The sequence below is a fragment of the Streptomyces sp. NPDC087428 genome, from assembly GCF_044744085.1.
Taxonomy (GTDB): Bacteria; Actinomycetota; Actinomycetes; order Streptomycetales; family Streptomycetaceae; genus Streptomyces.
Map to the genome: position 1 here is coordinate 255,629 of NZ_JBIUXR010000003.1, position 22,362 is coordinate 277,990.

19 protein-coding genes and 2 tRNA genes are annotated in these 22,362 nt (G+C 70.1%); 8 read left to right on the forward strand and 13 right to left on the reverse strand.

Features of this window, described 5'->3' with window-relative positions; all coding sequences use genetic code 11:
* Positions 1–18 precede the first annotated feature (18 nt).
* A complete protein-coding gene (locus ACIO3R_RS08490; RefSeq protein ID WP_402104536.1) occupies positions 19–1,488 on the reverse strand; it encodes a catalase in 1,470 nt (489 codons plus the stop codon).
* Between the two features lie 151 nt (positions 1,489–1,639).
* Here ACIO3R_RS08490 and ACIO3R_RS08495 point away from each other — a divergent pair, with 151 nt between their 5' ends.
* The 4 genes from ACIO3R_RS08495 (at position 1,640) to ACIO3R_RS08510 (ending at position 5,126) form a co-directional block, all read left to right on the forward strand.
* Entirely contained in the window at positions 1,640–2,059 is a 420-nt protein-coding gene (locus ACIO3R_RS08495; protein ID WP_363025767.1) for a Fur family transcriptional regulator, read from the forward strand.
* Positions 2,060–2,257: 198 nt separating this feature from the next.
* Positions 2,258–3,082, forward strand: a complete 825-nt coding sequence (locus tag ACIO3R_RS08500; RefSeq protein ID WP_385025294.1) for an ABC transporter ATP-binding protein — start codon at positions 2,258–2,260, stop codon at positions 3,080–3,082.
* Positions 3,079–3,948 (forward strand): ABC transporter permease, encoded by an 870-nt coding sequence (locus tag ACIO3R_RS08505; protein WP_385025297.1) that lies wholly within the window; start codon positions 3,079–3,081, stop codon positions 3,946–3,948. The genes ACIO3R_RS08500 and ACIO3R_RS08505 overlap by 4 nt, the downstream gene beginning before the upstream one ends.
* Positions 3,949–3,980: 32 nt before the next feature.
* Positions 3,981–5,126 (forward strand): ABC transporter substrate-binding protein, encoded by a 1,146-nt coding sequence (locus tag ACIO3R_RS08510; protein ID WP_402104540.1) that lies wholly within the window; start codon positions 3,981–3,983, stop codon positions 5,124–5,126.
* Between the two features lie 87 nt (positions 5,127–5,213).
* Here the strand turns inward: ACIO3R_RS08510 and ACIO3R_RS08515 are convergent.
* The 4 genes from ACIO3R_RS08515 to ACIO3R_RS08530 form a co-directional block, all read right to left on the reverse strand.
* Positions 5,214–5,287 (reverse strand) — tRNA-Met (locus ACIO3R_RS08515).
* A gap of 186 nt (positions 5,288–5,473) precedes the next feature.
* The gene (locus tag ACIO3R_RS08520) at positions 5,474–7,528 is read right to left on the reverse strand and encodes a sel1 repeat family protein (protein WP_385025303.1); all 2,055 of its coding nucleotides are present in this window, start codon (positions 7,526–7,528) and stop codon (positions 5,474–5,476) included.
* A 213-nt stretch (positions 7,529–7,741) separates the two neighbouring features.
* Positions 7,742–7,815 (reverse strand) — tRNA-Met (locus ACIO3R_RS08525).
* 52 nt (positions 7,816–7,867) lie between these two features.
* Positions 7,868–10,798: a UPF0182 family protein gene (locus tag ACIO3R_RS08530; protein WP_385351143.1), complete on the reverse strand. Its 2,931-nt coding sequence runs from the start codon at positions 10,796–10,798 to the stop codon at positions 7,868–7,870.
* Between the two features lie 127 nt (positions 10,799–10,925).
* Here ACIO3R_RS08530 and ACIO3R_RS08535 point away from each other — a divergent pair, with 127 nt between their 5' ends.
* Positions 10,926–11,495, forward strand: coding sequence for a PPA1309 family protein (locus tag ACIO3R_RS08535; RefSeq protein ID WP_385025306.1), 570 nt, complete (start codon positions 10,926–10,928; stop codon positions 11,493–11,495).
* 22 nt (positions 11,496–11,517) lie between these two features.
* Here ACIO3R_RS08535 and ACIO3R_RS08540 read toward each other — a convergent pair whose 3' ends face one another.
* From ACIO3R_RS08540 to ACIO3R_RS08555, 4 genes are all read right to left on the reverse strand, one after another.
* A complete protein-coding gene (locus ACIO3R_RS08540; RefSeq protein ID WP_402104543.1) occupies positions 11,518–12,606 on the reverse strand; it encodes a PDZ domain-containing protein in 1,089 nt (362 codons plus the stop codon).
* A gap of 145 nt (positions 12,607–12,751) precedes the next feature.
* Positions 12,752–12,940 carry a hypothetical protein gene (locus ACIO3R_RS08545; RefSeq protein ID WP_362957393.1) on the reverse strand — a complete coding sequence of 63 codons (189 nt, stop codon included), beginning with the start codon at positions 12,938–12,940 and terminating at the stop codon, positions 12,752–12,754.
* A 128-nt stretch (positions 12,941–13,068) separates the two neighbouring features.
* Positions 13,069–13,530 (reverse strand): molybdenum cofactor biosynthesis protein MoaE, encoded by a 462-nt coding sequence (locus tag ACIO3R_RS08550; RefSeq protein WP_385025315.1) that lies wholly within the window; start codon positions 13,528–13,530, stop codon positions 13,069–13,071.
* Between the two features lie 144 nt (positions 13,531–13,674).
* Positions 13,675–14,865, reverse strand: a complete 1,191-nt coding sequence (locus ACIO3R_RS08555) for an SDR family oxidoreductase (protein ID WP_385025318.1) — start codon at positions 14,863–14,865, stop codon at positions 13,675–13,677.
* Positions 14,866–15,055: 190 nt separating this feature from the next.
* Between ACIO3R_RS08555 and ACIO3R_RS08560 the strand changes: the two genes are divergently transcribed.
* Positions 15,056–16,561, forward strand: coding sequence for a zinc-dependent metalloprotease (locus ACIO3R_RS08560; protein ID WP_402104547.1), 1,506 nt, complete (start codon positions 15,056–15,058; stop codon positions 16,559–16,561).
* On the forward strand, positions 16,558–17,106 hold the full coding sequence (locus tag ACIO3R_RS08565) for an NUDIX hydrolase (protein WP_402104550.1): 549 nt from the start codon (positions 16,558–16,560) through the stop codon (positions 17,104–17,106). Before ACIO3R_RS08560 ends, ACIO3R_RS08565 begins: the two co-directional genes overlap by 4 nt.
* 66 nt (positions 17,107–17,172) lie before the next feature.
* On the opposite strand, the gene ACIO3R_RS08570 is transcribed toward ACIO3R_RS08565, so the two are convergent.
* The 4 genes from ACIO3R_RS08570 to ACIO3R_RS08585 all read right to left on the reverse strand — a co-directional run bounded on the left by ACIO3R_RS08570 (position 17,173) and on the right by ACIO3R_RS08585 (position 21,005).
* On the reverse strand, positions 17,173–17,928 hold the full coding sequence (locus tag ACIO3R_RS08570) for an AIM24 family protein (protein ID WP_385025327.1): 756 nt from the start codon (positions 17,926–17,928) through the stop codon (positions 17,173–17,175).
* A 19-nt stretch (positions 17,929–17,947) separates the two neighbouring features.
* Positions 17,948–18,628, reverse strand: a complete 681-nt coding sequence (locus tag ACIO3R_RS08575) for an AIM24 family protein (RefSeq protein WP_363025748.1) — start codon at positions 18,626–18,628, stop codon at positions 17,948–17,950.
* Between the two features lie 11 nt (positions 18,629–18,639).
* Entirely contained in the window at positions 18,640–20,274 is a 1,635-nt protein-coding gene (locus ACIO3R_RS08580; RefSeq protein ID WP_402104553.1) for a TerD family protein, read from the reverse strand.
* 107 nt (positions 20,275–20,381) lie between these two features.
* Entirely contained in the window at positions 20,382–21,005 is a 624-nt protein-coding gene (locus tag ACIO3R_RS08585; RefSeq protein ID WP_385025334.1) for a M48 family metallopeptidase, read from the reverse strand.
* 187 nt (positions 21,006–21,192) lie between these two features.
* On the opposite strand from ACIO3R_RS08585, the gene ACIO3R_RS08590 reads away from it, so the two are divergent.
* Positions 21,193–22,338, forward strand: coding sequence for a ThiF family adenylyltransferase (locus tag ACIO3R_RS08590; RefSeq protein WP_385351079.1), 1,146 nt, complete (start codon positions 21,193–21,195; stop codon positions 22,336–22,338).
* Positions 22,339–22,362 lie beyond the last annotated feature (24 nt).

Genomic DNA, 22,362 nt, shown 5'->3' on the forward strand with positions numbered 1-22,362 from the left:
GGCCGGGCAAGCGAACCGTCAGCCGCGCAGGGCCTGGACCGCCGCTTCCAGTCGTTTGCCGAAGTCGCCGTCGGCCTGTCGGAAGTTGTTGATCGCGCGCTCGGCTATGTCGTCGCGCGAGACCTTCGAGATGAACCCGGCGAGGTTGTCGATCAGCCGGGCCTTCTCGTCCTCGGAGTAGAGCCGGTAGAGGTTGCCGGCCTGGACGAAGTCGTTGTCCTCGGCGTGCGAGGCGGCCTCGTGGGTGCCGGTGTCGCCGGTGACCGGGACGGACTGCCACAGCGGCCTGTCCGTCTGTGCCGGACCGCCGAAGCTGTTCGGCTCATAGTTCTTCGCACCCTTGTGACGGCCGTCGTACAGGTGGCCGTCCCGGCCCTGCGTCCGCGCCTCGGCGGCGTGCGGGCGGTTCACCGGCAGGTGGTCGGCGTTGATGCCGACGCGGTAGCGGTGCGCGTCGCCGTACGCGAAGAGGCGGCCCTGGAGCATCTTGTCCGGGGACGGGCCGATGCCGGGCACGAAGTGCGCGGGGCTGAAGATCGACTGCTCGGTCTCCGCGAAGACGTTCTCCGGGTTCCGGTTGAGCTCCAGCCTGCCGATCTCGACCGGCGGGTAGTCCTCGTGCGGCCACACCTTGGTGAGGTCGAACGGGTTGAAGCGGTACGTGGCCGCCTCGGCCGCGGGCATGATCTGGACCTGCACGGTCCAGGACGGGAACTCGCCGCGCTCGATGGACTCGCGCAGATCGCGCTGGTGGCTGTCCGGGTCCTCACCGGCGAGCTTGTTGGCGTCGTCCTGAGTGAGGTTCTTGATGCCCTGGTCGGTCTTGAAGTGGTACTTGACCCAGAAGACCTCGCCGGCCTCGTTGTTCCACTGGTAGGTGTGCGAGCCGTAGCCGTTCATGTGGCGCAGCGTGGCCGGGATGCCGCGGTCACCGAAGAGCCAGGTCACCTGGTGGGTGGACTCGGGCGACAGACCCCAGAAGTCCCAGACGTTGTCCGCCTCCTGCGAGCCGGTGTACGGGTCGCGCTTCTGGGTGTGGATGAAGTCGGGGAACTTGATGGCGTCCTTGATGAAGAACACCGGGGTGTTGTTGCCGACGAGGTCGTAGTTGCCGTCCTCGGTGTAGAACTTCAGCGCGAAACCGCGGGGGTCACGCACCGCGTCGGCGGAGCCGAGGTTGCCCGCGACGGTCGAGAAGCGCAGGAAGGTCTCGGTCTGCTTGCCGACCTCGGAGAGGAACTTCGCACGCGTCCACTGCGAGACATCGCGGGTCAGCGTGAACGTGCCGTACGCACCGGCGCCCCGGGCGTGCACGATGCGCTCCGGAATGCGCTCGCGGTTGAAGTGCGCGAGCTTCTCCATCAGCGACTGGTCCTGCACCAGCACCGGACCGCCGACGCCAGCGGTCTGGCTGTTCTGGTTGTCGGCGACCGGTGCTCCGGCCTCCGTGGTGAGCGGTCCCTGCGTCACGTGCGCCTCCTGCGTCATTCCTGCGTCTTCGTCATGCCGTCCCGGCGTGCACAGCCTGTCCCTCGGCCTACGCCGTTCCCGATCCTACAATGGACTTAGTCCAAGTCAAGCAGTCATCCAAAGTCACACGAGTTCGGGACAGGGGCCCTCCACTGTTAGGCTTGTCCTCATGAGTGACCTGCTGGAACGACTCCGTGGACGCGGCTGGCGCATGACTGCGCAGCGGCGCGTCGTGGCCGAGGTGCTCGACGGGGAGCACGTGCACCTGACGGCCGACGAGGTCCACGCGCGGGCCGTCGCCAAGCTGCCCGAGATCTCCCGCGCCACCGTCTACAACACGCTGGGCGAGATGGTGACGCTCGGCGAGGTCATCGAGGTCTCCACCGACCGCCGGGCCAAGCGGTACGACCCGAACGCGCACCACCCCCACCACCACCTGGTCTGCGCGAACTGCGGCGCCATCCGCGACGTGCACCCGGCGGGCGACCCGCTGGCGGACCTGCCGGCCGGCGAGCGCTTCGGCTTCATGATCTCCGGCGTCGAGATGACCTACCGCGGCATCTGCCCGAACTGCGCCGCGGCCGCCTGAGCCCGTTCCCCCCGAGGGGTTGCCTGCCGACCTCTGAGCCCCGCACCGGAGATTCCCGGTGCGGGGCCTCTTCGTGCCGTGCCGGGCACTGACTCCCGCGCACCCCCTTCCCGAATCTGACGGGTCGTCATATCGTCATCGACGATCACCGCCGCCCCGCGGCGGCTCCGCACCTCGATTGCGTACGAGGAGAGACCCGTGGGAGATCCGCACCCGAACCCACCCCCCGCACCACCGGCACCGCTGTCCACCGACGCCCCCAAACTCCGCGCCCGCTCCCTCGCCCGCTCCTTCGGACGGGGAGCCAAGGCCCTGGCCGCCCTCGGGCCGGTCGATCTCGACATCGTGCCGGGCGAGTTCGCCTGCATCGTCGGCCCCTCCGGCTGCGGCAAGTCCACCCTGCTCAGGATCGCGGCCGGACTGCTGCGCCCCAGCGCCGGCGAGCTGTCCATCCGCACGTCAGCGGCCCGGCCCGCCGCGATGATCTTCCAGGACTACGGGATCTACGACTGGAAGACCGTCCTCGCCAATGTCCGCTTCGGCCTCGACATCCAGCGCGTGCCGCGCAAGGAGGCCGACGCGCGGGCGCACGACTGGCTGGCCCGGATCGGGCTCGCCGAATTCGCCGGGGCCTACCCCGCCGCCCTGTCGGGCGGGATGCGCCAGCGGGTGGCCATCGCCCGCGCACTCGCCGTCGAACCCGAGATCCTGCTGATGGACGAGCCGTTCGCGGCGCTCGACGCCCAGTTGCGCACGATCCTCCAGGACGAACTGCTGGAGCTCACCCAGACCACCCGCACCACCACGCTCTTCATCACCCACAGCCTGGAGGAGGCGATCGTGCTCGGGGACCGGGTCCTCGTGATGTCCGCCCGACCCGGCCGGATCATCGCCGAACACCGCCCTCCGTTCGAGCGCCCGCGCACCGGTGACATCCGTTCGACGCCGGAATTCACCGCGCTGAAGAGCGAGTTGTGGGATCTGCTGCGCGGCGAGGTCCGCGGAGAGGCGGCCCTGGTATGAGCACCGCCGTGAAGTCCGTGAGCGGCGACGAGCAGGTGCTGGTCCGCAGGCCGGGCCCGCAGGAACTGCACCCCGTACGCACCCACCGCCGACGCCGCACCCTCGAGATCGCCCTCGCCGTCGCCGTACCGCTGCTCCTCGTGCTGCTCTGGCAGCTCGCCGCGGCCAGGTCCTGGATCGACGACCGCGTCTACCCCGCGCCCTCCACGATCTTCGCGGACGGCTGGGACCGGGCCGCCGACGGCGAGCTGTGGCCGGACGTGTGGGCGACGCTCAAACGGGTCCTCGGCGGCTATGCGATCGGCACGGTCGCGGGCTACGCGCTCGGCCTGCTGATGGGTTCGCTCGCCCTCGTGCGGGCAGCGCTGGAGCCACTGCTCGACGCCCTGTACGTCGTACCGAAACTGGCCCTGCTGCCGGTCTTCCTCAATATGTTCGGCCTCGGCGAGGGGCCGCAGATCGCCCTGGTCGCCGCCACCGTCTTCTTCTTCGTCTGGATCTCGACCATGGCGGCCGTGCTCGCCGTACCGGTCGGCCACCGCGACGCGGGGCAGGTCTTCGGTGCGTCGCCCTGGCAGATGTTCCGGCACGTGCTCCTGCCGGCCTCGCTGCCGGCGGTACTGGTCGGCGCGCGGATCGCGGCCGGAGTGGCGGTCCTGGTCATCGTCGCGTCGGAGCAGATCGCGGCGGCCGACGGACTGGGCCACCTCATCTTCGACTCCCGGGCGCTGTTCCAGAACGATGTGATGTTCGTCGGCATCGTCTGTGTGGCGGTGCTCGGTGTCGTCTTCTCCGAAGTGGTGCGGATCGCCGGCCGGCTGCTGACCCCCTGGGCCCCGCGCGACCGCGGCCGCAGCCAGTCGTGAACGGCCCACCTCGCTCTTCGTACGGAGGCACTGTGCGCACACGTACCCCCTTCACCCGCACCGTCGTGCTGGTGGCGGCATCCCTGCTCGGCGCGGCGGGCTGCGCCGGGAACGACACCTCGGACGGCGGCGGTGCCGACGCCGCGCCCCGCACCGTCAAACCCGTCGCGGGCTGCGGCGCCGGGAGCTGGACCGACCCCGCGGACCTGGCGCCCGCCCGCAAGCCCGCCCGCTGCGACAAAGGGGCGCCCGCCGCCCGGCCGCTCGCCAAGAAGCGGACGATCGTCCTGGCCACCGGCACCCTGAGCGCGGAGTACGTCGCACCGCTCCAGGTCGCCGTGGCCAAGGGCGAGTTCGCGAAGGAGGGCCTGGACGTCCAGCTGAAGGTGCTCCCCACCCCGGACGCCCTGCCCCTGCTCGCCAAGGGGGACGTCGACGCCCAGTGGGCGGCGCCGGAGGTCGCGGTGATGAACGGCATCAACGGCGGCTTCGACATCAAATGGGTCGCGGGCAACTTCTCTCCCGACCCGACCTCCAAGAGCGGCCTGTGGGTGCGCCTCAAGGACGGCGAGAGCGCCGACCACGTCGACATGGCCGGCCGGAAACTCGGCACGATGATCGGCAAGGGCTCGGTGATCGCCTATCCGATGGACACCTCGCTGAAGAAGCACGGCGGCGGCCTGGACAAGATCAGTTTCCAGCAGCTCGGCTCGGCGGACGTACTGACCGCCCTGCAGAACGGTGGCGTGGACTCCGCCTGGCTGCTCGACCCGATCTGGCGCAAGGTGGACGGCGACAAGAAGTACGCGTTCCTCGGCGGCCAGCCGCTCGGCGAACCGCTCGGCGGGCTCCTGTTCGGCCCGACACTGCTGAACAAGGACCCGGACGCGGGCGTCGCCTTCCTCCGGGCCTACATCCGTACGGTGAACACCTACTTCACCGGCGACTACAAGTCCGACCCCGCCTTCGTCACCGAACTGGCCGGGCTGATGAAGACCGACGAGGCCACCCTGCGGTCGACGCCGTCGATGCGGATGGACTGGGAGATCCGGAAGGGCACCACGGACCGGGTGCAGAAGGCGTACGCCGACTCGGGCGTCTCCTCGGGTACGCCGGTACCGGAGGAGAAAGCCGTGGACCGCGCGATGTACGGCGAAGCCGTGGGCCACAAGCCCTGAACCGGACCGCTCGTGAGGGGCATGCACGCTCGTGACGGGCATGCGCAGAGGGCCGGATCCTTGAAGGATCCGGCCCTCTGTCTTCAGTAGCGGGGACAGGATTTGAACCTGCGACCTCTGGGTTATGAGCCCAGCGAGCTACCGAGCTGCTCCACCCCGCGCCGTTGTGATCCCCACCCTACGTCGCCCCTCCGGACCAGCGCAAATCACTTCCCAGCCTGCTTGAGGACGGGAGACGACCAGCCGCGTCAAGCCCGTCCGGCGATCGAGGACGAGGCGGGGCCGAAGGCTCCGCGCCCCCGAGCACCCGCCCCGGCATCGACACCGGCACCCGCATCCGCACCCGCCTACGCGGTCAGCTCCTGGTGCAGCGCCTCGCGCAGCCGCGCGGCCCGCTCAGAGACCTCCGCCGGTCCCAGCTCGACCGCCCGCGCACACCACCGCTGCCCCTCGGTGAGCTCACCGCGGCGCGCGGCCAGCAGGGCGAGGCGCAGGGCCGCCCGCCCGTGCCCGTCGTTCGCGGCGCGGCTCCACCACAGCGCGGCCTCGCGCTCACTGCCCTCACGGGCGAGCAGCAGACCGAGGTTGAAGGCCCCGTTGCGGCTGCCCGCCTCGGCCGCCTCCCGGTACCAGCGGCCGGCGCTCTCCACGTCGCCCCGGGCCGCGGCGAGCATCCCGACGCGCACCTGGGCCCGGCGGTGGCCCTGCTCGGCCGCACGCTCGTACCACTCCTCGCACTCGGTCTTCTCCGGCATCGGCTCGCCCAGGGCGGGCGGTCCCGGCGGCGGCTGCCGCGAGTCCAGCACCCCCGCCAGCCGGAAGGCCGCTTCCGCGCTGCCACCACCGGCGGCGCAGCGCAGGTGCCGCTCGGCCTCCCGCTCCTCGCCGTGGTGCAGCAGCGCCATGCCGACCTGGAGCGCGGCCTCGGTGTGGCCGGCCGCCGCGGCGCGCTCGTACCAGAGCAGGGCGGCCCGGTCCTCGTCACGCCCGGCGTACAGGATGCCGAGGTTGAACGCGGCGTCGACGCTGCCCGCCTCGGCCGCCTTGGAGAACCAGGGCTCGGCACCGGTCGCGTCGCCCGCCTGGAGCAGGAGCACGGCCAGTGCGTTGGCGGCCTCCCGGTGGCCGGCGTACGCGGCGCGCCGGTACCACTGCTCGGCCTGGGCCGTACGGTCCTGGGCCGCGCAGAGCAGCCCCAGGTTGTACGCGCCGTTGACGTCACCGGCGTCCATGGCCGCGCGGTACCAGCGCTCGGCGGTCTGCTGCTCGCCGCGGGCAGCGTGCAGCGCGCCGAGGGCGTTGGCGGCGTTGCCGTCGCCGTCCTGGGCGGCGCGCAGCCACCACACGGCCGCGCTCTCCCGGTCGCCCGCGTCGCGGAGCAGGAAGCCGAGCGCGCACGCGGCCCGCGCATCGCCCGCCTTGGCCGAGATGAGGTACCAGCGGCCGGCCTCCTTCAGCTCGCCGCGCTGTTCCAGAATGGCGCCGAGATGCAGGGCGGCACGCCGGTGGCCGCGCGCGGCGGCCTGCCGGTACCACTGCTCGGCCTCGCCGACCCGGCCCGCCTCGGGCCCGGCGACCGGGCTGTCGTCCTTGCGGGCGGCCACCCGGCGCCGGCCGGTGCCGGTCTCGCCGTCCGTTCCGGTGCGGGGGCCGAGTCCGGGGCGGCCGAAAGCGTCGTGCGCGTCGTCCGCCGCGTTGCGCTCCACCAGGCGTGCCAGCCGGTACGCGGCCTCGCGGTGCCCCTGCTCGGCCGCGGCACGCAGCCAGCGCTCCGCGCCGACGTCGCTGCGGTGTTCCAGCAGCTCGGCGAGGGCGTACGCGCCCAGCGCGTGGCCCTGCTCGGCGGACTGGCGCAGCCAGTACTCGGCGCCGGGCTCGTCGCCGCGCTCGCGGTAGTGGCGCCCGAGGGCGTGCGCGGCCGCGGCGGAGCCGGCGACCGCCGCGATCCGCCACCAGTCGGCGGCCTCGTCCGGGTACCCGCGCTGGTGCAGCAGCACCCCGAGGTTGTTGGCCGCGGCACGGTCGCCCTCAGCGGTCGCCGCACGCAGGTACGTCTCGGCGCCGGCGAGGTCGCCCCGGCGCAGCAACAGCGCGCCGAGGACGCTCATGGACGCCGTGTCCCCGGCGTCGGCGGCACGACGGTGACGCGCCTCGCTCTCGGCGTTGTCCGCACTCTCTGCGGTCTCCGCGCCCTCGGCGTTCTCCACGCCGTCCGCGGACTCTGCGGTCCCTGCACTTTCGACGGTCGCGGCACACTCCGCAGTCTCGGCGGTCTCGATGTAGTCGTTGTACCGTGCGGCGGCGGCAAATGCCACATCCATCACGTTTTCCGCCGGATGGGCGTGACGCTGAACAAACCGCCCTGTCTCCAACAGAGTTGCCCTGTCCCCCATAAATACCATCGTCGCACCACCTGTAACCCGCGTACACCTGGTATATCGCGGCCAGTGAGGTCACTTCAGCGTTTTGTCGACTTGCCCACAGAGAGACAAGTCAAACACGTCCCTGCTCAACTCGTGCCCCATGAACCGCACTTCACGCTCACTGCGCAGAAAAGTCACGGCGGCACGGCGAAGGCCCGGATCCTCGAAAGGATCCGGGCCTTCGTCTTTCAGTAGCGGGGACAGGATTTGAACCTGCGACCTCTGGGTTATGAGCCCAGCGAGCTACCGAGCTGCTCCACCCCGCGCCGTTGTGTTCAAACCGTACCACGGCGCGAAGGTGAAGCTTTACCGAGTCACTCAGCCACCGCTGTCGGTACTCGCGGAGCTGTCCTGCTTATCGCCCTTGTCCGGCTTGCCGGTGCTGCCGGACTTGGGCTGAGCGGCCGCCGCCCGCTGCAAGGCGTCCTGCAGATCCGTCTGAGCCTTGCCGTAGGCGGTCCAGTCCTGCTTCTTCAGGGCTGCCTCGCCTTCCGTATAGGCCTTCTGCGCATCGGCGATCGCCTTCTTGAGCGCGGCGTCGCCGGTGGCCGGCGGCTCCGTGGTGTCGCCCGGTGGCGTGGTCTCCGCCGGTGGTCTGCTCGTATCGGATTCGTCCACCCCGAAGACCGCGTTGAGCGCCTCCCCGAGACTGTTCTCGAAGACGATCTTCGACCCGTACGAAGCGGCGACCTTGCGCAGCAGCGGATAGTTCTGCGTGCCACCGCGCGTGTACACCGGCTCGATGTAGAGGAAGCCCCCTTCGAGTGGCACCGTCAGCAGGTTGCCGTACTCGATGTCGGAGTCGGTGCCCTTGAGGTTTCTCACGAACTCGGCGACGTCGTCGTTGCCGTTGAGCTCACTCTGTACCTGGCCGGGACCCTTCACCGTGGTGGTGACTCTCAGCAGTCTTATCGTGCCGTAGTCCTTGCTGGACGCATCGGCGTCCACCGCCATGAACGCCCCCAGGTCGGGCCGCCCCTTGGGAGTGAACGTCGTCGTCAGCGAGAACTTCTGAGCCGTCTGGTCCGGCATCTTTATGCTCAGGTAGTACGGCGGGACGGCACCGGACTCCTTGTTGGTCGGGTCGTCCGGGACCTGCCACGCGTCACTGCCGCTGTAGAACTGGGCGGGGTTCTCCACGTGGTAGCGGGTCAGCAGCTCGCGCTGCACCTTGAACAGGTCCTGCGGATACCGCAGGTGGTCCATGAGCTCCTGCGGGATGTCCGTCCTGGGCTGCACGGTCCCGGGGAACGCCTTGCGCCAGGTCTTGAGGATCGGGTCCTCGGTGTCCCACTCGTACAGCTTGACCTTGCCGTCGTACGCGTCGACGGTGGCCTTCACCGAGTTGCGGATGTAGTTGACCTGGTTCTGCTGGGCGACGACCGCACGCTGGTTGGTGGTCAGCGAGTCGGCCGTGGTGTCACCCAGCGTCGTGCGCGAGGCGTACGGGTAGCCGTTGGTCGTGGTGTACGCGTCGACGACCCACTGGATGCGGCCCTTGACCACGGCCGGGTAGGCGTCGCCGTCGATGGTCAGCCAGGGAGCGACCGCCTCGACCCGCTCCTTGGGGGTGCGGTTGTACAGAATCCGCGAGCCGTCACCGATGGCTCCCGAGTACAGGATCTGCGGTTCGCTGAACGCCACCGCGTAGGCGGCGCGGTTGAACGCGCTGGAGAGACTGACCCCGCTCTTGCCCTTGTAGCTGGTGGTCTTCTCGCCGTCCTCCTCGTAGTCGAGCTCCTTCTGGGGCCCGCCGACGATGGAGTACTGCTCGGTCTTCTCGCCGTAGTAGATCTCTTGCTGGTACGAGCCCAGCTCACCGGTGGTCGGCAGTCCCGACTCGGTGAAGTCGGGAGAGCCCTTCGGGTTCTTGCCGGTCGTGGTGCCCCGGGCGGCGATCGCACCGTAGCCGTGGGTGTAGGTGAAGTGGTCGTTGATCCAGTTGCGCTTGGGGATGCCGTCCAGGTTGAGCTCGCGCAGACCGATGACCGTGTCCTGCTCCTTGCCGGACTCGTCCTTGTAGCGGTCGACATCCAGCGTCTTGGGGAACTGGTAGTAGTTCCTCTTCTGCTGGAGCTGCTGGAAGGCCGGGGAGACGACGTTCGGGTCCATCACCCGGTAGCTGGCCGCCGCGTCCGCGCTGGCGCGGAGCTTCGTCTCGTCGTCCGTGGTGCTCTTGCCCGCGTAGTCGTCGACCTGCGCGTTGTCGATGTCGTACGCGTCGCGCGTGGCCTCGATGTTCTTCCGGATGAACGGGGCTTCCTTGGCCTGCTCGTTCGGCTGGACCTGGAACTTCTGCACGATGGCGGGGTAGAGCCCGCCGATCAGGATCGCGGAGAGGACCATCAGCCCGAATCCGATCACCGGCAGCTGCCAGGTGCGGCGCCAGAGCGTCGCGAAGAACAGCACGGCACAGATCGCGGCGATGCAGAACAGGATGGTCTTCGCCGGGAGGTAGGCGTTGGCGTCGACGTACCGCAGGCCCGTCCAGTTGTCCGTGGCCTTGAAGTCACTGGACTTCACGGCGAGCCCGTAGCGGTCGAGCCAGTACGCCACGGCCTTCAGCGCGACGAAGATGCCGAGCAGCACCGAGAGATGACCGGTGGCCGCCCCCGTCGCCCGCGCGCCGGGGCTGGTGATGCGCAGCCCGCCGTACAGGTAGTGGGTCAGCGCGGCGGCTACCAGCGAGAGCACCGTCGCCGCGAAGCCGAAGCCCAGCAGGAAGCGGTACCAGGGCAGGTCGAAGGCGAAGAAGGACACGTCCAGATGGAACTGGGGGTCCTTCTGCCCGAACGACACGCCGTTCACGTACATCAGCCAGGTGCGCCACTGGCCGGAGGATGACGCTCCGGCGATCAGACCGACGAGCGCGGTGATCGCGAGCAGCACCCACTTCTTGTACGGGGCGAGACTCATCCGGTAGCGGTCCAGGCTCTGCTGCTCCAGCGACATCGCGCTCAGCGGCGGCCGGAGCCGGTGCGCGAGCCAGATGTTCACTCCGACAGCGATGGCCATCAGGAGTCCGAAGACGAGGAACAGCCCGATCTTGGTCCACAGGGTCGTGGTGAAGACGGATGAATACGCGACCGACCTGTACCAGAGCCAGTCCGTCCAGAACCCCGCGAACATGACGAACGCCATGGCGAGAATCGCCAGGACGCCCAGTGTCATCAGCAGGGTTCGGGCGCGCCGGGACGGGCGGCCGACTCTGATCCGTGGCCCTGTCGGGCCTCCGCCGCGGTCCGGCATCTGGAAAGCCAACGTGCGCACCTCAAAGTTCGCGGTCGTGTTGAAGGGGCCCCGCGATCGTAGAGCCCACCTATGCAACTTACTGAGGCTTTACCTAGTTCCCGTTCCCGGGGCGGAAGGAGGCAGGATGTTGTCCATGCCCAACGTTTCCCCCTCAGGCCCTCCGATGGCCGCGAGCCCGCTCACCGTCGCGGTGCTCGAAATCGACACATACATCTCCGGTCTCGGCTGGGATCAGCCCGCCCGGCTGTTCGCCCTCGTCGACACCGCCCGGCTGCGGGCCCAGGAGCCGGGCCTCGCCGCCCAGCTCGGTCTCGACGGCGACGGCTCGAAGGCCGCCGCACTCACCCCTATTGAGCAGGAGGAGCTTCCCGCAGGTACCGCGCTGGACGAGTTCCTCGCGACGATCGCCTGGCCCGACGCGGTGGTCGGGTGCGCGATGACGGTGGAGCGGCTGATGCTGCCGCCGTCCGCCGAGGCCTCCGTACCGGACGGTCTCGACGACACCCAGCTGACCCAGTGGGTCGCCAAGCACCCCGACCGCCAGGAGGTGCGGATGACCGTGGCCGTCCTGCGGGACGGTGCGCGGGAGTCGGCCGTGCGGCTGCGGGAGAAGGACTCGCCGAACGACGTGCTGACCGGGGCCGGTCTGGTGCCGGGGCTGGCCGAGGCACTGGCCGCGACCTTCGAGTCCTGACCCCGCCGCCGCGGGGACGCGGTCAGCCGGTCGAGCAGCTCGGCAGGCCGGCCGTGTCCCCCGAGCGGATACTGTCCAGCGACTTCTTCGCGTCGCTGATCGTCTTCACCCGCACCAGGGTGAGTCCGTCAGGAGTGTCGGAGGCGGCCGACTTGCAGTTCTCGGTCGGGGTCAGGAAGTAGCGGGCGCCCGCGTTACGCGCGCCGACCAGCTTCATGTTGATGCCGCCGATCGGGCCGACCTTGCCCTTGTCGTCGATCGTCCCGGTGCCGGCGACGAACTTGCCGCCCGTCAGCTGTCCCGGGGTGAGCTTGTCGACGATGCCGAGGGAGAACATCAGACCGGCGCTGGGGCCGCCCACGTCGGCGAGCTTGATGTCGATCTCGAACGGGAAGGTGTGGTCCGTCCCCGCCTGGATGCCGACGATCGCGCGGTTCTCCTTGGGGGCCTTCTCGGTGGTGAGGGTGATCTTCTCGGTGCCCTCGGGCTCCTTGCCGGCCTTCTCGGCCGCTGCCGCGGTCTTGGCCGGGATGACCGTGAAGGTGACGTCCTGGCCGGGCTTGTGCCGGGTGACGAGCTTCGCGACGTCCTCGGGCTGCTTGACCGCCGTGCCGTCGACGGCCTTGATCACGTCACCGGCGTGCAGCTTGCCCTGTGAGGGGCTGTCCTTGATGACCGTGGAGACGACGACCCGTGACGACACCGGAATGCCCAGTTCGGTGAGGGCCGCGACCTTGGCGCTCTCCTGGGACTGGCTGAACTCCTCGGCGTTCTCCTGCGTCGACTGCTGCTCGGTCTTGCCGTCCGGGTAGAGCGTGTCGTGCGGTACGACGAGACTGTCGTGCCCCAGCCACCCGTAGACGGCCTCGACGAGGTTCATGTTGTAGTCGGCGCCCGTCACCCTGACCGTCGTCATGTTGAGATGCCCGGACGTCTTGTACGTCTTGCGCCCCTTGATCTGCAGGACGGGCTCGCCGTCGACCTCACCGAGCGTGTTCACGGTCGGCCCGGGGGACATCTCCGAGTACGGAACCTTGATCAGCACACCTGCGCAGAGCAGCGCGATCAGAACCAGGGTGGAGGCGAGCATCGTCGCGGTGCGGCGTGGCATGGAACGACAGTACGGGAAGGGTCTGTCTGTGCACCGCCGGGGCCGGTCCGTACGGGGCCCGGGGCGGGGCGCGAGGGGTGCGCCGGGAAGCCTCGGCGGGCGGTGCGGTGGCGGGGGTTGGCAACCGCGTACGTTCGGCGTGGCGTCAGACGTTCGATATCTGCTCGACCGGCTCCGAACCGGAGTGCGACTTCTCCATCGCTTCGCGGAACCGGGCATACCCGGCGAGTTCGGTGACATCGCCGGTCGTGCGATTACGGGCGGCCCAGCTTCCCCATATCGCAGCACCGAGCGCAGCGAAAAGCGGAATCAACAACCAGGCGAGTGCTGCCATGACGACCTCCCTGCCTCATGAGCAACCGCAACTGACCTATCAGCAGATTAACCATCTGCAAGGCCAACGCTCACGGCAGGGGTGCGGTTACGCAAATCGGGGCGGAAGCCCGCCCGGCCGGTTTGCGCTCAGCAGGCGCCGACCCACTCCTCCGTCCCGTCCGAAAAGCGCTGGTGCTTCCAGATCGGGACCTCGTGCTTGAGGTCGTCGATGAGCTTGCGGCAGGCCTCGAAGGCCTCTGCGCGGTGCGGGCAGGAGACCGCCACGACCACGGCGAGATCGCCCACCTCCAGTTCACCCACCCGGTGGACAGCGGCGAGCGCCCGGACCGGGAACCCGGCGACGACCTTCTCCGCCACCCGGCGCATCTCGTCCTGTGCCGAGGGGTGGCACGAGTAGCCGAGCGCTCCCACGTCCTGACCGCCGTCGTGGTTGCGCACGGTGCCGACGAAGAGCGCGGTGCCGCCGGCGGCGTCGTCCCCGACGGCACGGAAGATCTCGTCCACCGACAACGGTGTGTCGCGGATCTCCAGCAGCCGGATCGGGTCCTGTGCCGTCTGCTCGCCGGGGTGGTCGTGCGTGGGTGCCATGCATGCCATCGTGCCGCACCGCGGCGGCATCACGGAATAGCGCTTTCCGCTGGTGGGCGGCCGTCCCCCTTGGAGCCTCCTACAGACGGCGGGCCCCAGGGCCCGTATCGGACTGTCACGCCACGGGACAACCCCGTACAGGCCCTAGATACGGCGGCGCGCCTTGCGGGCGCGTCGTACCAGGGCAGCGGTACCGAGCAGGGCCACCGTCGCGCCGGCGGCACCGGCCGCGGTGGCGTCCTTGCGGCCGAGCCTGCGGCCCGCGACGGTGTGCCGTCCCTCGACCTCTTCGAGGAGGGCGGCGAGCACCTCCTCGTTGGTCCAGCTCGGGCGCCAGCCCGCGTCGTGCAGCCGGCTGACGCTCACCACCCAGGGATGCATCGTGTACGCCAGGTCCCCCGCCGGTGACGGTGTGAGACCGATGCGGTGCAGCCGGGCGGCGGCGCCGAGCGCCACGGCGGAGGGCAGCTCCATCCGGCGGACGCCGCTGATCTCCTCGACCTCCTCCTGTTCGAGCCAGCCGTCGCAGCCGACCGCGAACTCCCCGTCGATCTTCTCCAGCGCGGCGTACTCCAGCGCCGTGACCAGGTCGTCGACGTGGCAGAACTGCCAGGTGGGGTGCGATCCGGCGACGACGAGGAGGCGCGGTGACTCGAAGTAACGGGTCAGTGCCGTGTCGGTACCGCCGACGAGCACCGTGGGCCGGACCACGGTGACGTGGAGTCCGGGGTGGGCGCGGGGCGCGCGACGGCCGAGCCGTTCGATCTCCAGCAGGTCGCCGACGCCGGTCGCCTCCGCGGTGGCCCGCAGCTCGGCGTCCTCGGCCAGCGGGATGTCGTTGTCGGGCAGCGCGCCGTAGACCATCGCGGAGGTGCACAGCACGACGCGGTGGACGCCGACGGCCGCGGCGGCGGTCAGCACCGTCTGGGTGCCGCGCACGTTGTAGGCGGTGCGGGCGGCGGCGTCGGTCTCCAGGTCGAGATCGAGAGCCAGGTGCACCACGACGTCCGCTCCCCGCAGCTTCTCCGCGATGGCCGGGTCACGGACGTCGAGGATGTGCCAGGTCGCCTCTGAGACCTCCCCGCGGCGCTCGTCGATGGCGATGACCTGCTTGATCTCCTCCGAGGCCGCGAGCCGGGCCGCGAGCAGCTCGCCGACACCCGTCGCGGCTCCGGTGATGGCCACGACGGGGCCGCGGCTCCTGGAGCGGCTCCGGACGGTCTTGTCCTCTGGCTTGCTGTCGGGCTTGTTCTCGGCCGTGTTCTCGGTCTTCTTCTCGGACAGCGGGTCGGCCAGGTTTCGCGCTGCGCGAACCTGCGGATCTGGGGAACTCACCGGGCGTCTCCAGCGGTTGTCTTCAGTACGTACCCGAATGACGCGTACGTACCAGGTGGCGTCCATCCTGCCGCAGGCCGGGAGCCGACGGAGCACTGAGGCCCTGAGCGGACTTGGTGTCTACGCTGGATGGTGATGTCGGGCAGTCGCCGTCGGTTCGATCCGGCGGCCCTACGAGCCGAGGAAACCCGTGAGTGACACCCCATTCGGATTCGGCCTTCCGCCGGAGGAGCCGGACGACGGCGACCATGGCAAGAAGAAGGACCCCACCGGAGGTGGGCAGGGTTCGGGCGGTCCGGCGAACCCGCTCGGCTTCGGCCCCGGCGCGGGCGGTGACAACCCCTTCGCCGCGATGTTCGGGTCGATGAACCCGAACGACCTGGGCGCGGCCTTCCAGCAGCTCGGCCAGATGCTGAGCTACGAGGGCGGTCCCGTGAACTGGGACATGGCCAAGCAGATCGCCCGCCAGACCGTCTCGCAGGGCACCGCGGACGGCACCAAGGACGCGAGCGTCGGCCCGTCCGAGCGTGCCGCGGTCGACGAGGCGCTGCGGCTGGCAGACATCTGGCTGGACGGCGTGACGTCGCTGCCGTCCGGTTCGGTCTCCACCGTGGCCTGGAGCCGTGCGGAGTGGGTCGAGGCGTCCCTCCCCGCCTGGCAGAAGCTGGTCGACCCGGTGGCCGAGCGTGTCGGCCTCGCCATGGGCGATGTGCTGCCCGAGGAGATGCAGGCGATGGCGGGCCCGCTGATCGGCATGATGCGGTCGATGGGCGGCGCGATGTTCGGTCAGCAGATCGGGCAGGCCGTCGGTGTGCTGGCGGGCGAGGTGGTCGGCTCGACCGACATCGGTCTGCCACTGGGCCCGGCCGGCAAGGCCGCGCTGCTGCCGCTGAACGTCGAGCGGTTCGGCAAGGACCTGAGCGTGCCGCAGGACGAGGTGCGGCTGTATCTGGCGCTGCGCGAGGCCGCTCACCAGCGGCTCTTCGCCCATGTGCCGTGGCTGCGCTCGCATCTGTTCGGTGCCGTGGAGGGCTATGCGCGCGGCATCAAGGTCGACACCAGCAAGCTGGAGGACGTGGTCGGCCAGTTCGACCCGTCGCAGCCCGAGCAGTTGCAGGAAGCCCTTCAGCAGGGCATGTTCCAGCCCGAGGACACTCCGGAGCAGAAGGCGGCCCTGGCCCGGCTGGAGACGGCGCTCGCGCTGGTCGAGGGCTGGGTGGACGCCGTGGTGCACGAGGCCGCGAAGTCCCGGCTGACCTCGGCGGACGCGCTGCGGGAGACGATGCGCAGGCGCCGCGCCTCCGGCGGTCCCGCCGAGCAGACGTTCGCCACGCTGATCGGTCTCCAGCTGCGTCCCCGGCGGCTGCGTGACGCCTCGCGGCTGTGGGCATCGCTCACGGACGCCCGGGGTCTCGACGGACGCGACGCGCTGTGGGAGCACCCCGACATGCTGCCGACCGCCCACGACCTGGACGACCCGGACGGGTTCGTGCACCACGAGCAGCTGGACTTCTCCGAGCTGGACAAGATGCTCGGCGAGGCCGCGAACGGGCCGCAGAAGCCCGCGACCGGCACCGAAGGCGAGGCCGGGCCCGCCCCGAAGGACGCCGACGGCAAGGCCGGCAGCGGCACGGACGGCGACGACACCGGCGACAGCGGTACCGGCGGCGACAGCAAGGACGACACCGACAAGTGAGCCTGCACGACGACGCCGTTCTCGTACTGAAGGACTACGGGGGCGGCGCGGGCGCCGCCCAGGAGGAGCTGCGCCTGGCTTATCTGGACCATCTGTCGCTGCACCCCGACGGCATGTGGAAGGCGTGCGGGGCCGGGCACCTGACGGCCAGCGCGCTGGTCGTGGACCCGGAGCGCGGCCGGGTGCTGCTCACACTGCACCGGAAGCTGCGGATGTGGCTGCAGATGGGCGGTCACTGCGAGCCCGGGGACGCCACGCTGGCCGGTGCGGCGCTGCGCGAGGCCACGGAGGAGTCCGGCATCGCCGGTCTGACGTTGCTGGCCGGCGGCCCGGTCACCCTGGACCGCCACCCGATCCCGGCGCCCTGCAACTGGCATCTGGACGTCCAGTACGCGGCACTGGCACCGTCGGGTTCGACGGAGCGGATCAGTGACGAATCGCTGGACCTGCGCTGGTTCGCCTACGACGAGGTCGCCGGGGTCGCCGACTCCTCGGTGGTGCGTCTGATGGAACGTACGCGGGCGGCGCTGGACGGCGTCCGGTAGCGGGAACGACGACAGCACGGGTAAGGGGCGGCCTCCCAGGAGGCCGCCCCTTACCGATCGGGTGGCTCAGTTCCAGGCGTTGTTCTGGTTCTGCGCGTGGACGCCCTGCTGGCCCATGCCGAACTGGGCAGCCATCCCCTGGCCGATCTGGGCGTTCTGCGGTGGCAGCACCTCGCTCGGCTGGACCAGGGCGAAGCCCTGCCCGAGGAAGCTGAGCTCCCAGCCCTCACCGGTGCTGCCGCGTCGGCGCATGACGCCCGACGAGTGCGTCTGGGCCTGCATCTGCACGCGCAGGGAGCTGGACCAGGCGACGACGGCGTCCGCGTCGGCGTTGACGTACTTGTCGGGCGTGACCTGCATCATCAAGGGCTGGCCGGAGGTCATCAGGGCGACCTTGCCGCTGCCGGAGATGTTGAGCTGGTACTTGCCGGTGCCCGAGATGCCGTACTGGCTGTCCACCGCGATGACCTCGGTGTGGAGAGACGAGTCGAGCGCCAGGACGTAGGCGCTGTCCACCGTCATGCCGTCGCGGTCGACATCCACCACGTGGACGTACTGCGCCAGATTGGCGAGATAGACGGTGCCCTGCCCGGAGCAGCGCATCAGGTCGAGGCCCTCACCGGTGGTCGCGCGGGCCCGGCGCTGTCCGTGCGACTGGTACTCGCCGTCGAACTCCATGAGCCCCTGGTACGCGACCATGGCCCCCTTGCGGGCGAGGACGTCGTCCTGCCCGGTCAGCGAGACCCGCAGGAGCTGCGGGTTCTGAACCGCGTAGCGGTCCTGGGACTGCTGTTCCGTGTAGCTGAAAAGCGGACTCTGCATGGTGTGTTCTCCCTCCCCGTCAGTTCCGGACCCGCATGCGGTCGGTGCTGTCCTCGCTCGGCTGGACGACGACGATCCCCTGGCCGGAGAAGGCCATCTGGAACGCCTCTCCACTGCCCCGCCCGATGAGCGAGGAGGCCTTGAAGCTGCGCTTGCCCTTCACCTTGAGGTTCGGGGACCACGCCACCAGGGCGTCCGGGTCGACGTACGTCTCGTCCTCGCCGCTCCCGCAGTCGACGACGATCGGCGTGCCGCGCGAGGTGATGGCGACCCAGCCGGTGCCGGAGATACAGACGTTCCACAGGCCCTGGCCGGCGAATTTGGCCAGTCCCTTGACCCGTTCGACGCCCCAGGTGAGATGGCCGTCGAAGGCGAGGACGTTGGTGCCGTTGACCGAGAGGGAGTCGTTGTTGAGGTTGATGACGACGACGTCCGCGCCGTAGTCGGCGAGGTAGAGCAGCCCGTCACCGGCGCACTTCATCAGAGGGGTGCCCTCGCCGGTGATCCACTGCGAGGCGATCTGGCGGACGGCGGGCGGATTGGGCTCGTACTGGATGAAGCCCTCGTACGCCACCATCGAGCCGGTGCGCGCGTAGAGGTCCTGGCCGGTGGCCATGGCGACCTTCAGCATCGAATGGCCGTGGTTCTCCATCCGGGCCGTGACGGGGGTCGGGGCGTAGCCCGCGAGTTGCTGGTTCATGACGGGCTCCCTCAGACCTCGTAGGGCTGGACGACGATGAAGTTGCCGGGTGCGCCCCGGAACTGGAGGTTCACGGTCTCCCCGCTGTGTCCGGGGTAGGCGTTGCGGCGCAGCCGGACCTGGCTGGAGACGATCACCTGGGACGCCGCCGACCACGCCACGACGGCGTTGCAGTCGGCGAAGGTGGTCGGGGTGACCGGCAGGACGACCGGCACACCGTGGGTCTTGACGACGACGGTGCCGGTGCCCTGGAACTGCATGGTGAACAGGGCGCCTCCGGGGATGCCGTGGCCCTCGATCCTGCGGACCTCGTGCTGAAGCGATTCGTCGAAGGCGAGGACGTTCTCGGCGGAGACACAGATGCCGTCGCCCTGGAGTTCGACGGCGTGCAGATGCGAGCCGTCCTCTGCGAGGAAGACCTGCCCACGGCCGGTACAGCGCATCAGCTGCATTTCCTGACCGGTGGCGTTGCCGACGATCCGGCCGGCGAAACCTGCGCCCTTGTAGCCGAAGTCGACCTTGCCCTGGTACATCACCATGCTGCCCTGCCTGGCCAGCACTCCCCCACCGCCGTTGGTGAGGTCGACCCGCATGAGCTGCTGGTTCTGCGAGGTCCAGCGCCGGCCGGTGGCTGTCTCCTTGTACGGCTGGAGCGCGGCCAGGAGACCTGCCCCGGTCTGCGGCGCCCCTTGCGGCACGCCCTGGGGCACACCCGGCGGCATACCGGGAGGCTGCTGTCCGTACGGGGCCGGAGCCGGCTGTCCGTACGGCGCGGGGGCCTGCTGCCCGTAGGGCGCGGGGGCCTGTCCCGGGACCTGCCCGAACTGCGGCTGCTGGGGCGGCTGCCCCGGCTGCCCGAACGGAGCGGGCGGGGGCGCGGGCGGCGGGGGCACACTTCCGCTCTGCGGGGCCAGCGGCGCCACGATGGTGGGCGCGGCATGCATCTGCTGCTGCGGAGTGGGCGCCGGTGCGGGCGCGGGCGGTCCGCCGAAGGACGGTGCGGGCTGCGGGACCTGCGGTGCGGCCGGGGCGCCGAACGACGGGGCGGGCGCCGACGCCTGGCCGGGCGGGGCGAACGACGGGACGGCGGACTGCGGCTGCGGAGCGGCAGGCTCCTCCTCGGCGACCTCGCCTCCGAAGTTCTTCAGCAGCGCGTCGAGGCCGCCGTCGAACCCCTGGCCGACAGCGGCGAACCGCCAGACGTCCTTGAGGTAGAAGTCACCCAGCATCACCGCGCGTTCGGTGGTGAACTCCGAGCCGGTGAAGGCGTACCTGACGACTTCCTCGCCACCCGCGACGATCCGGATGTACCCGGGACCGACCTGCGCCATCTGTCCGGCACCGTCCAGCGTCGCGGTGAACGACAGCTTGTGGATGCTCGCCGGAATGCGGTCCAGAGTCACGCGGAACGACTCGGTGTCACCGGCCTGGGCGCCGAGGAGCTGAATGGACTCCTCGGGCGATTTCGGCTGGTTGAAGAAGATGAAATACCGGTCGTCGGAGAGCTGCTCATTGGCATCGAGGCCGAAGCAGCTGATGTCAAAGGTCAGTCCCGGGCCGGCGATCTGCACACCTACGTACAGGTCCGTCCCCGGCGTGAGATCGCTGATCTTGGCCTTGTGGCCGCGTTGGAATTCCCTGGCCATGCGTAACGACCGTCCCCCATCCGGAAGCTAAATGCGTCGCGTCAGGCTAACCGCAAAGTCCGGCCACGGGCCAAGCCGGTACAGACCCGGTACAGAGTCACCGAACGTCACTCGCCGCGTGCGGCGGGCAGGTGCGGCAGCCGGTCGGCCGCCACCACCCCTTCGAGATAGCCGCGCGCCCGCTCGGTACGGGGGTAGGCGTCCAGGAGCCGCCAGAACCGCGGTCCGTGTCCGGGCACCAGGAGATGAGCCAGCTCGTGGACGAGCACGTAGTCGACGACGTACTCGGGCATCCCCTGCAGCCGGTGCGACAGGCGGATGCTTCCCTCGGCCGGGGTGCAGGAACCCCACCGGGTGTTCTGATTGGTCACCCACCGCACCGAGACGGGTCTGGCACGGCCCTCGAAGTACTGCGCGGACAATCGCTCCGCCCGCTCGGCGAGTTCGCTGTCGCCGGGAATGCGTCTGCTCTCCTGGGCGGCCAGCTTGTCGAGCATCACGCTCACCCAGCGCTGCTCCTCGGCCTCTGACATCCGGGCGGGGATCAGCACAATCGTGCGGTCCCCCTCCCGGTACGCGGAGACCGTTCTGCTGCGGCGGGAGCTCCTGCGCACCTCGACCGCGCTCGTCGCCGAGCCGCGGGGCGGGTGGTCTTCCGCGCTGCGCTGGTGGATCCCGGCGCTGCGCGCGGGGGTCTCCCCGGCGAAACCGGGTGACGGGTCGGCGGGCACGGCACGACGTTACCCGCTGTCAGTGGGGGAAGTCCCGTCTCCCGAACGGTTCACACCTGATCCACCCCATGCCCCGCACCATTTGAACGACTAATACCCCCCGCCTGTGGATAACTTTGCACCTGCTTCCGCGGCCCGTTGCATTCTGGCAATGGATCTCACGCAGCCACACAGACCGGGGGAAGCCGTGCATCCGATGTTGAAGCCCGCACTGCGTCGCGCATGGCGCGGCCGCGGCACCGTCCAATTCGGTGTGACGCCCGCACACGCGGTGAAGGTCGGCCCGATGGATATCGCGACGGGCTGTTTCCTGGAGCTCCTCGACGGAACACGCGGGATGCCGCTGTTGCGCGAGGAGGCCAGGGCGCTGGATCTCACCGAACACCAAGTGGACACCCTCGTCATGCGGTTGTCGGACGCGGGGCTCATCGACGACGTGCGGGCCGGCGGACCGGAGGCCGATGCGTTACGGAACCGGGCGGACGCCATGGAGCGTCACCGGCCGGACCTGGCGTCGCTCTCCGTCGTGCATCCCGAGCCCGGCGGCGGGATGCGCCGGCTGGCCGCGCGCCGCTCCATGCGCGTCCAGGTACGGGGAGCCGGCCGGGTGGGCGCGGCCGTCGCCGCGGTGCTTTCCGGATCCGGGGTGGGGCACGTCGAGGTGCTCGACGGGGGCTGCGCCGAGCCGGGCGACGTCTCGCCCGGAGGGCTGCCGTCCTCGGCGGCCGGAGAGCGCCGGGACAGTGCGGCGCGGCAGTTGGTCCGGCGCTCGGCCCCCGGTCCGGCAGTGCGGGCGACACTGCCGTCGGGCGGGCCCGCGAGCGGCGAGCCGGGCCTGTCCCTGATCGTGGTCGCCCCTCGCGAGAGCCTCTCCGCCTACGTCCCCGATCCACGCACCGCCGAGCCGTGGATCGCCTCGGGCACACCGCACCTCTACGCCGGGGTGATCGAGGCCACCGGATTCGTCGGGCCCCTGGTGCTGCCGGGAGGCACAGCGTGCGCGGGGTGCCTGGATCTGGACCGGCGCGACCGGGACCCGCAGTGGCCGCGGATGCTGGCTCAGTGGCAGTCCGGGCGGCGCACCGCCGTGCAGGCCTGTGACCTGGGCCTGGCGACCGCGGTGGCAGGTCTGGCGGCCGCCCACGCGCTGGCCTTCCTCGACGGGGAGCTGCCCGCCTGCACCGGGGCCCGGTGGGAAGCCGCGCTGCCGCTGTTGGACTGGCGGTCGGAGCAGATCCGGGCACACCTCGACTGTTCCTGTGGAGCGGGTGGGCACACTGAGGGGGTGCGCACCTCCGGGGCCGGCACGGCGCACGACACAATGGCCGGGTAACCGCCGCACGCAGCGCGGCAGTCT

Bases quoted from the DNA above. Each gene is read 5' to 3' on its own strand.
- ACIO3R_RS08550 (WP_385025315.1), bottom strand. From the start codon at position 13,530: ATGGCACCCACGCACGACCACCCCGGCGAGCAGACGGCACAGGACCCG.
- ACIO3R_RS08505 (WP_385025297.1), top strand. From the start codon at position 3,079: ATGAGCACCGCCGTGAAGTCCGTGAGCGGCGACGAGCAGGTGCTGGTC.
- ACIO3R_RS08535 (WP_385025306.1), top strand. From the start codon at position 10,926: ATGTTGTCCATGCCCAACGTTTCCCCCTCAGGCCCTCCGATGGCCGCG.
- ACIO3R_RS08570 (WP_385025327.1), bottom strand. From the start codon at position 17,928: ATGCAGAGTCCGCTTTTCAGCTACACGGAACAGCAGTCCCAGGACCGC.
- ACIO3R_RS08540 (WP_402104543.1), bottom strand. From the start codon at position 12,606: ATGCCACGCCGCACCGCGACGATGCTCGCCTCCACCCTGGTTCTGATC.
- ACIO3R_RS08490 (WP_402104536.1), bottom strand. From the start codon at position 1,488: ATGACGCAGGAGGCGCACGTGACGCAGGGACCGCTCACCACGGAGGCC.
- ACIO3R_RS08520 (WP_385025303.1), bottom strand. From the start codon at position 7,528: ATGGTATTTATGGGGGACAGGGCAACTCTGTTGGAGACAGGGCGGTTT.
- ACIO3R_RS08580 (WP_402104553.1), bottom strand. From the start codon at position 20,274: ATGGCCAGGGAATTCCAACGCGGCCACAAGGCCAAGATCAGCGATCTC.
- ACIO3R_RS08545 (WP_362957393.1), bottom strand. From the start codon at position 12,940: ATGGCAGCACTCGCCTGGTTGTTGATTCCGCTTTTCGCTGCGCTCGGT.
- ACIO3R_RS08575 (WP_363025748.1), bottom strand. From the start codon at position 18,628: ATGAACCAGCAACTCGCGGGCTACGCCCCGACCCCCGTCACGGCCCGG.
- ACIO3R_RS08530 (WP_385351143.1), bottom strand. From the start codon at position 10,798: ATGCCGGACCGCGGCGGAGGCCCGACAGGGCCACGGATCAGAGTCGGC.
- ACIO3R_RS08495 (WP_363025767.1), top strand. From the start codon at position 1,640: ATGAGTGACCTGCTGGAACGACTCCGTGGACGCGGCTGGCGCATGACT.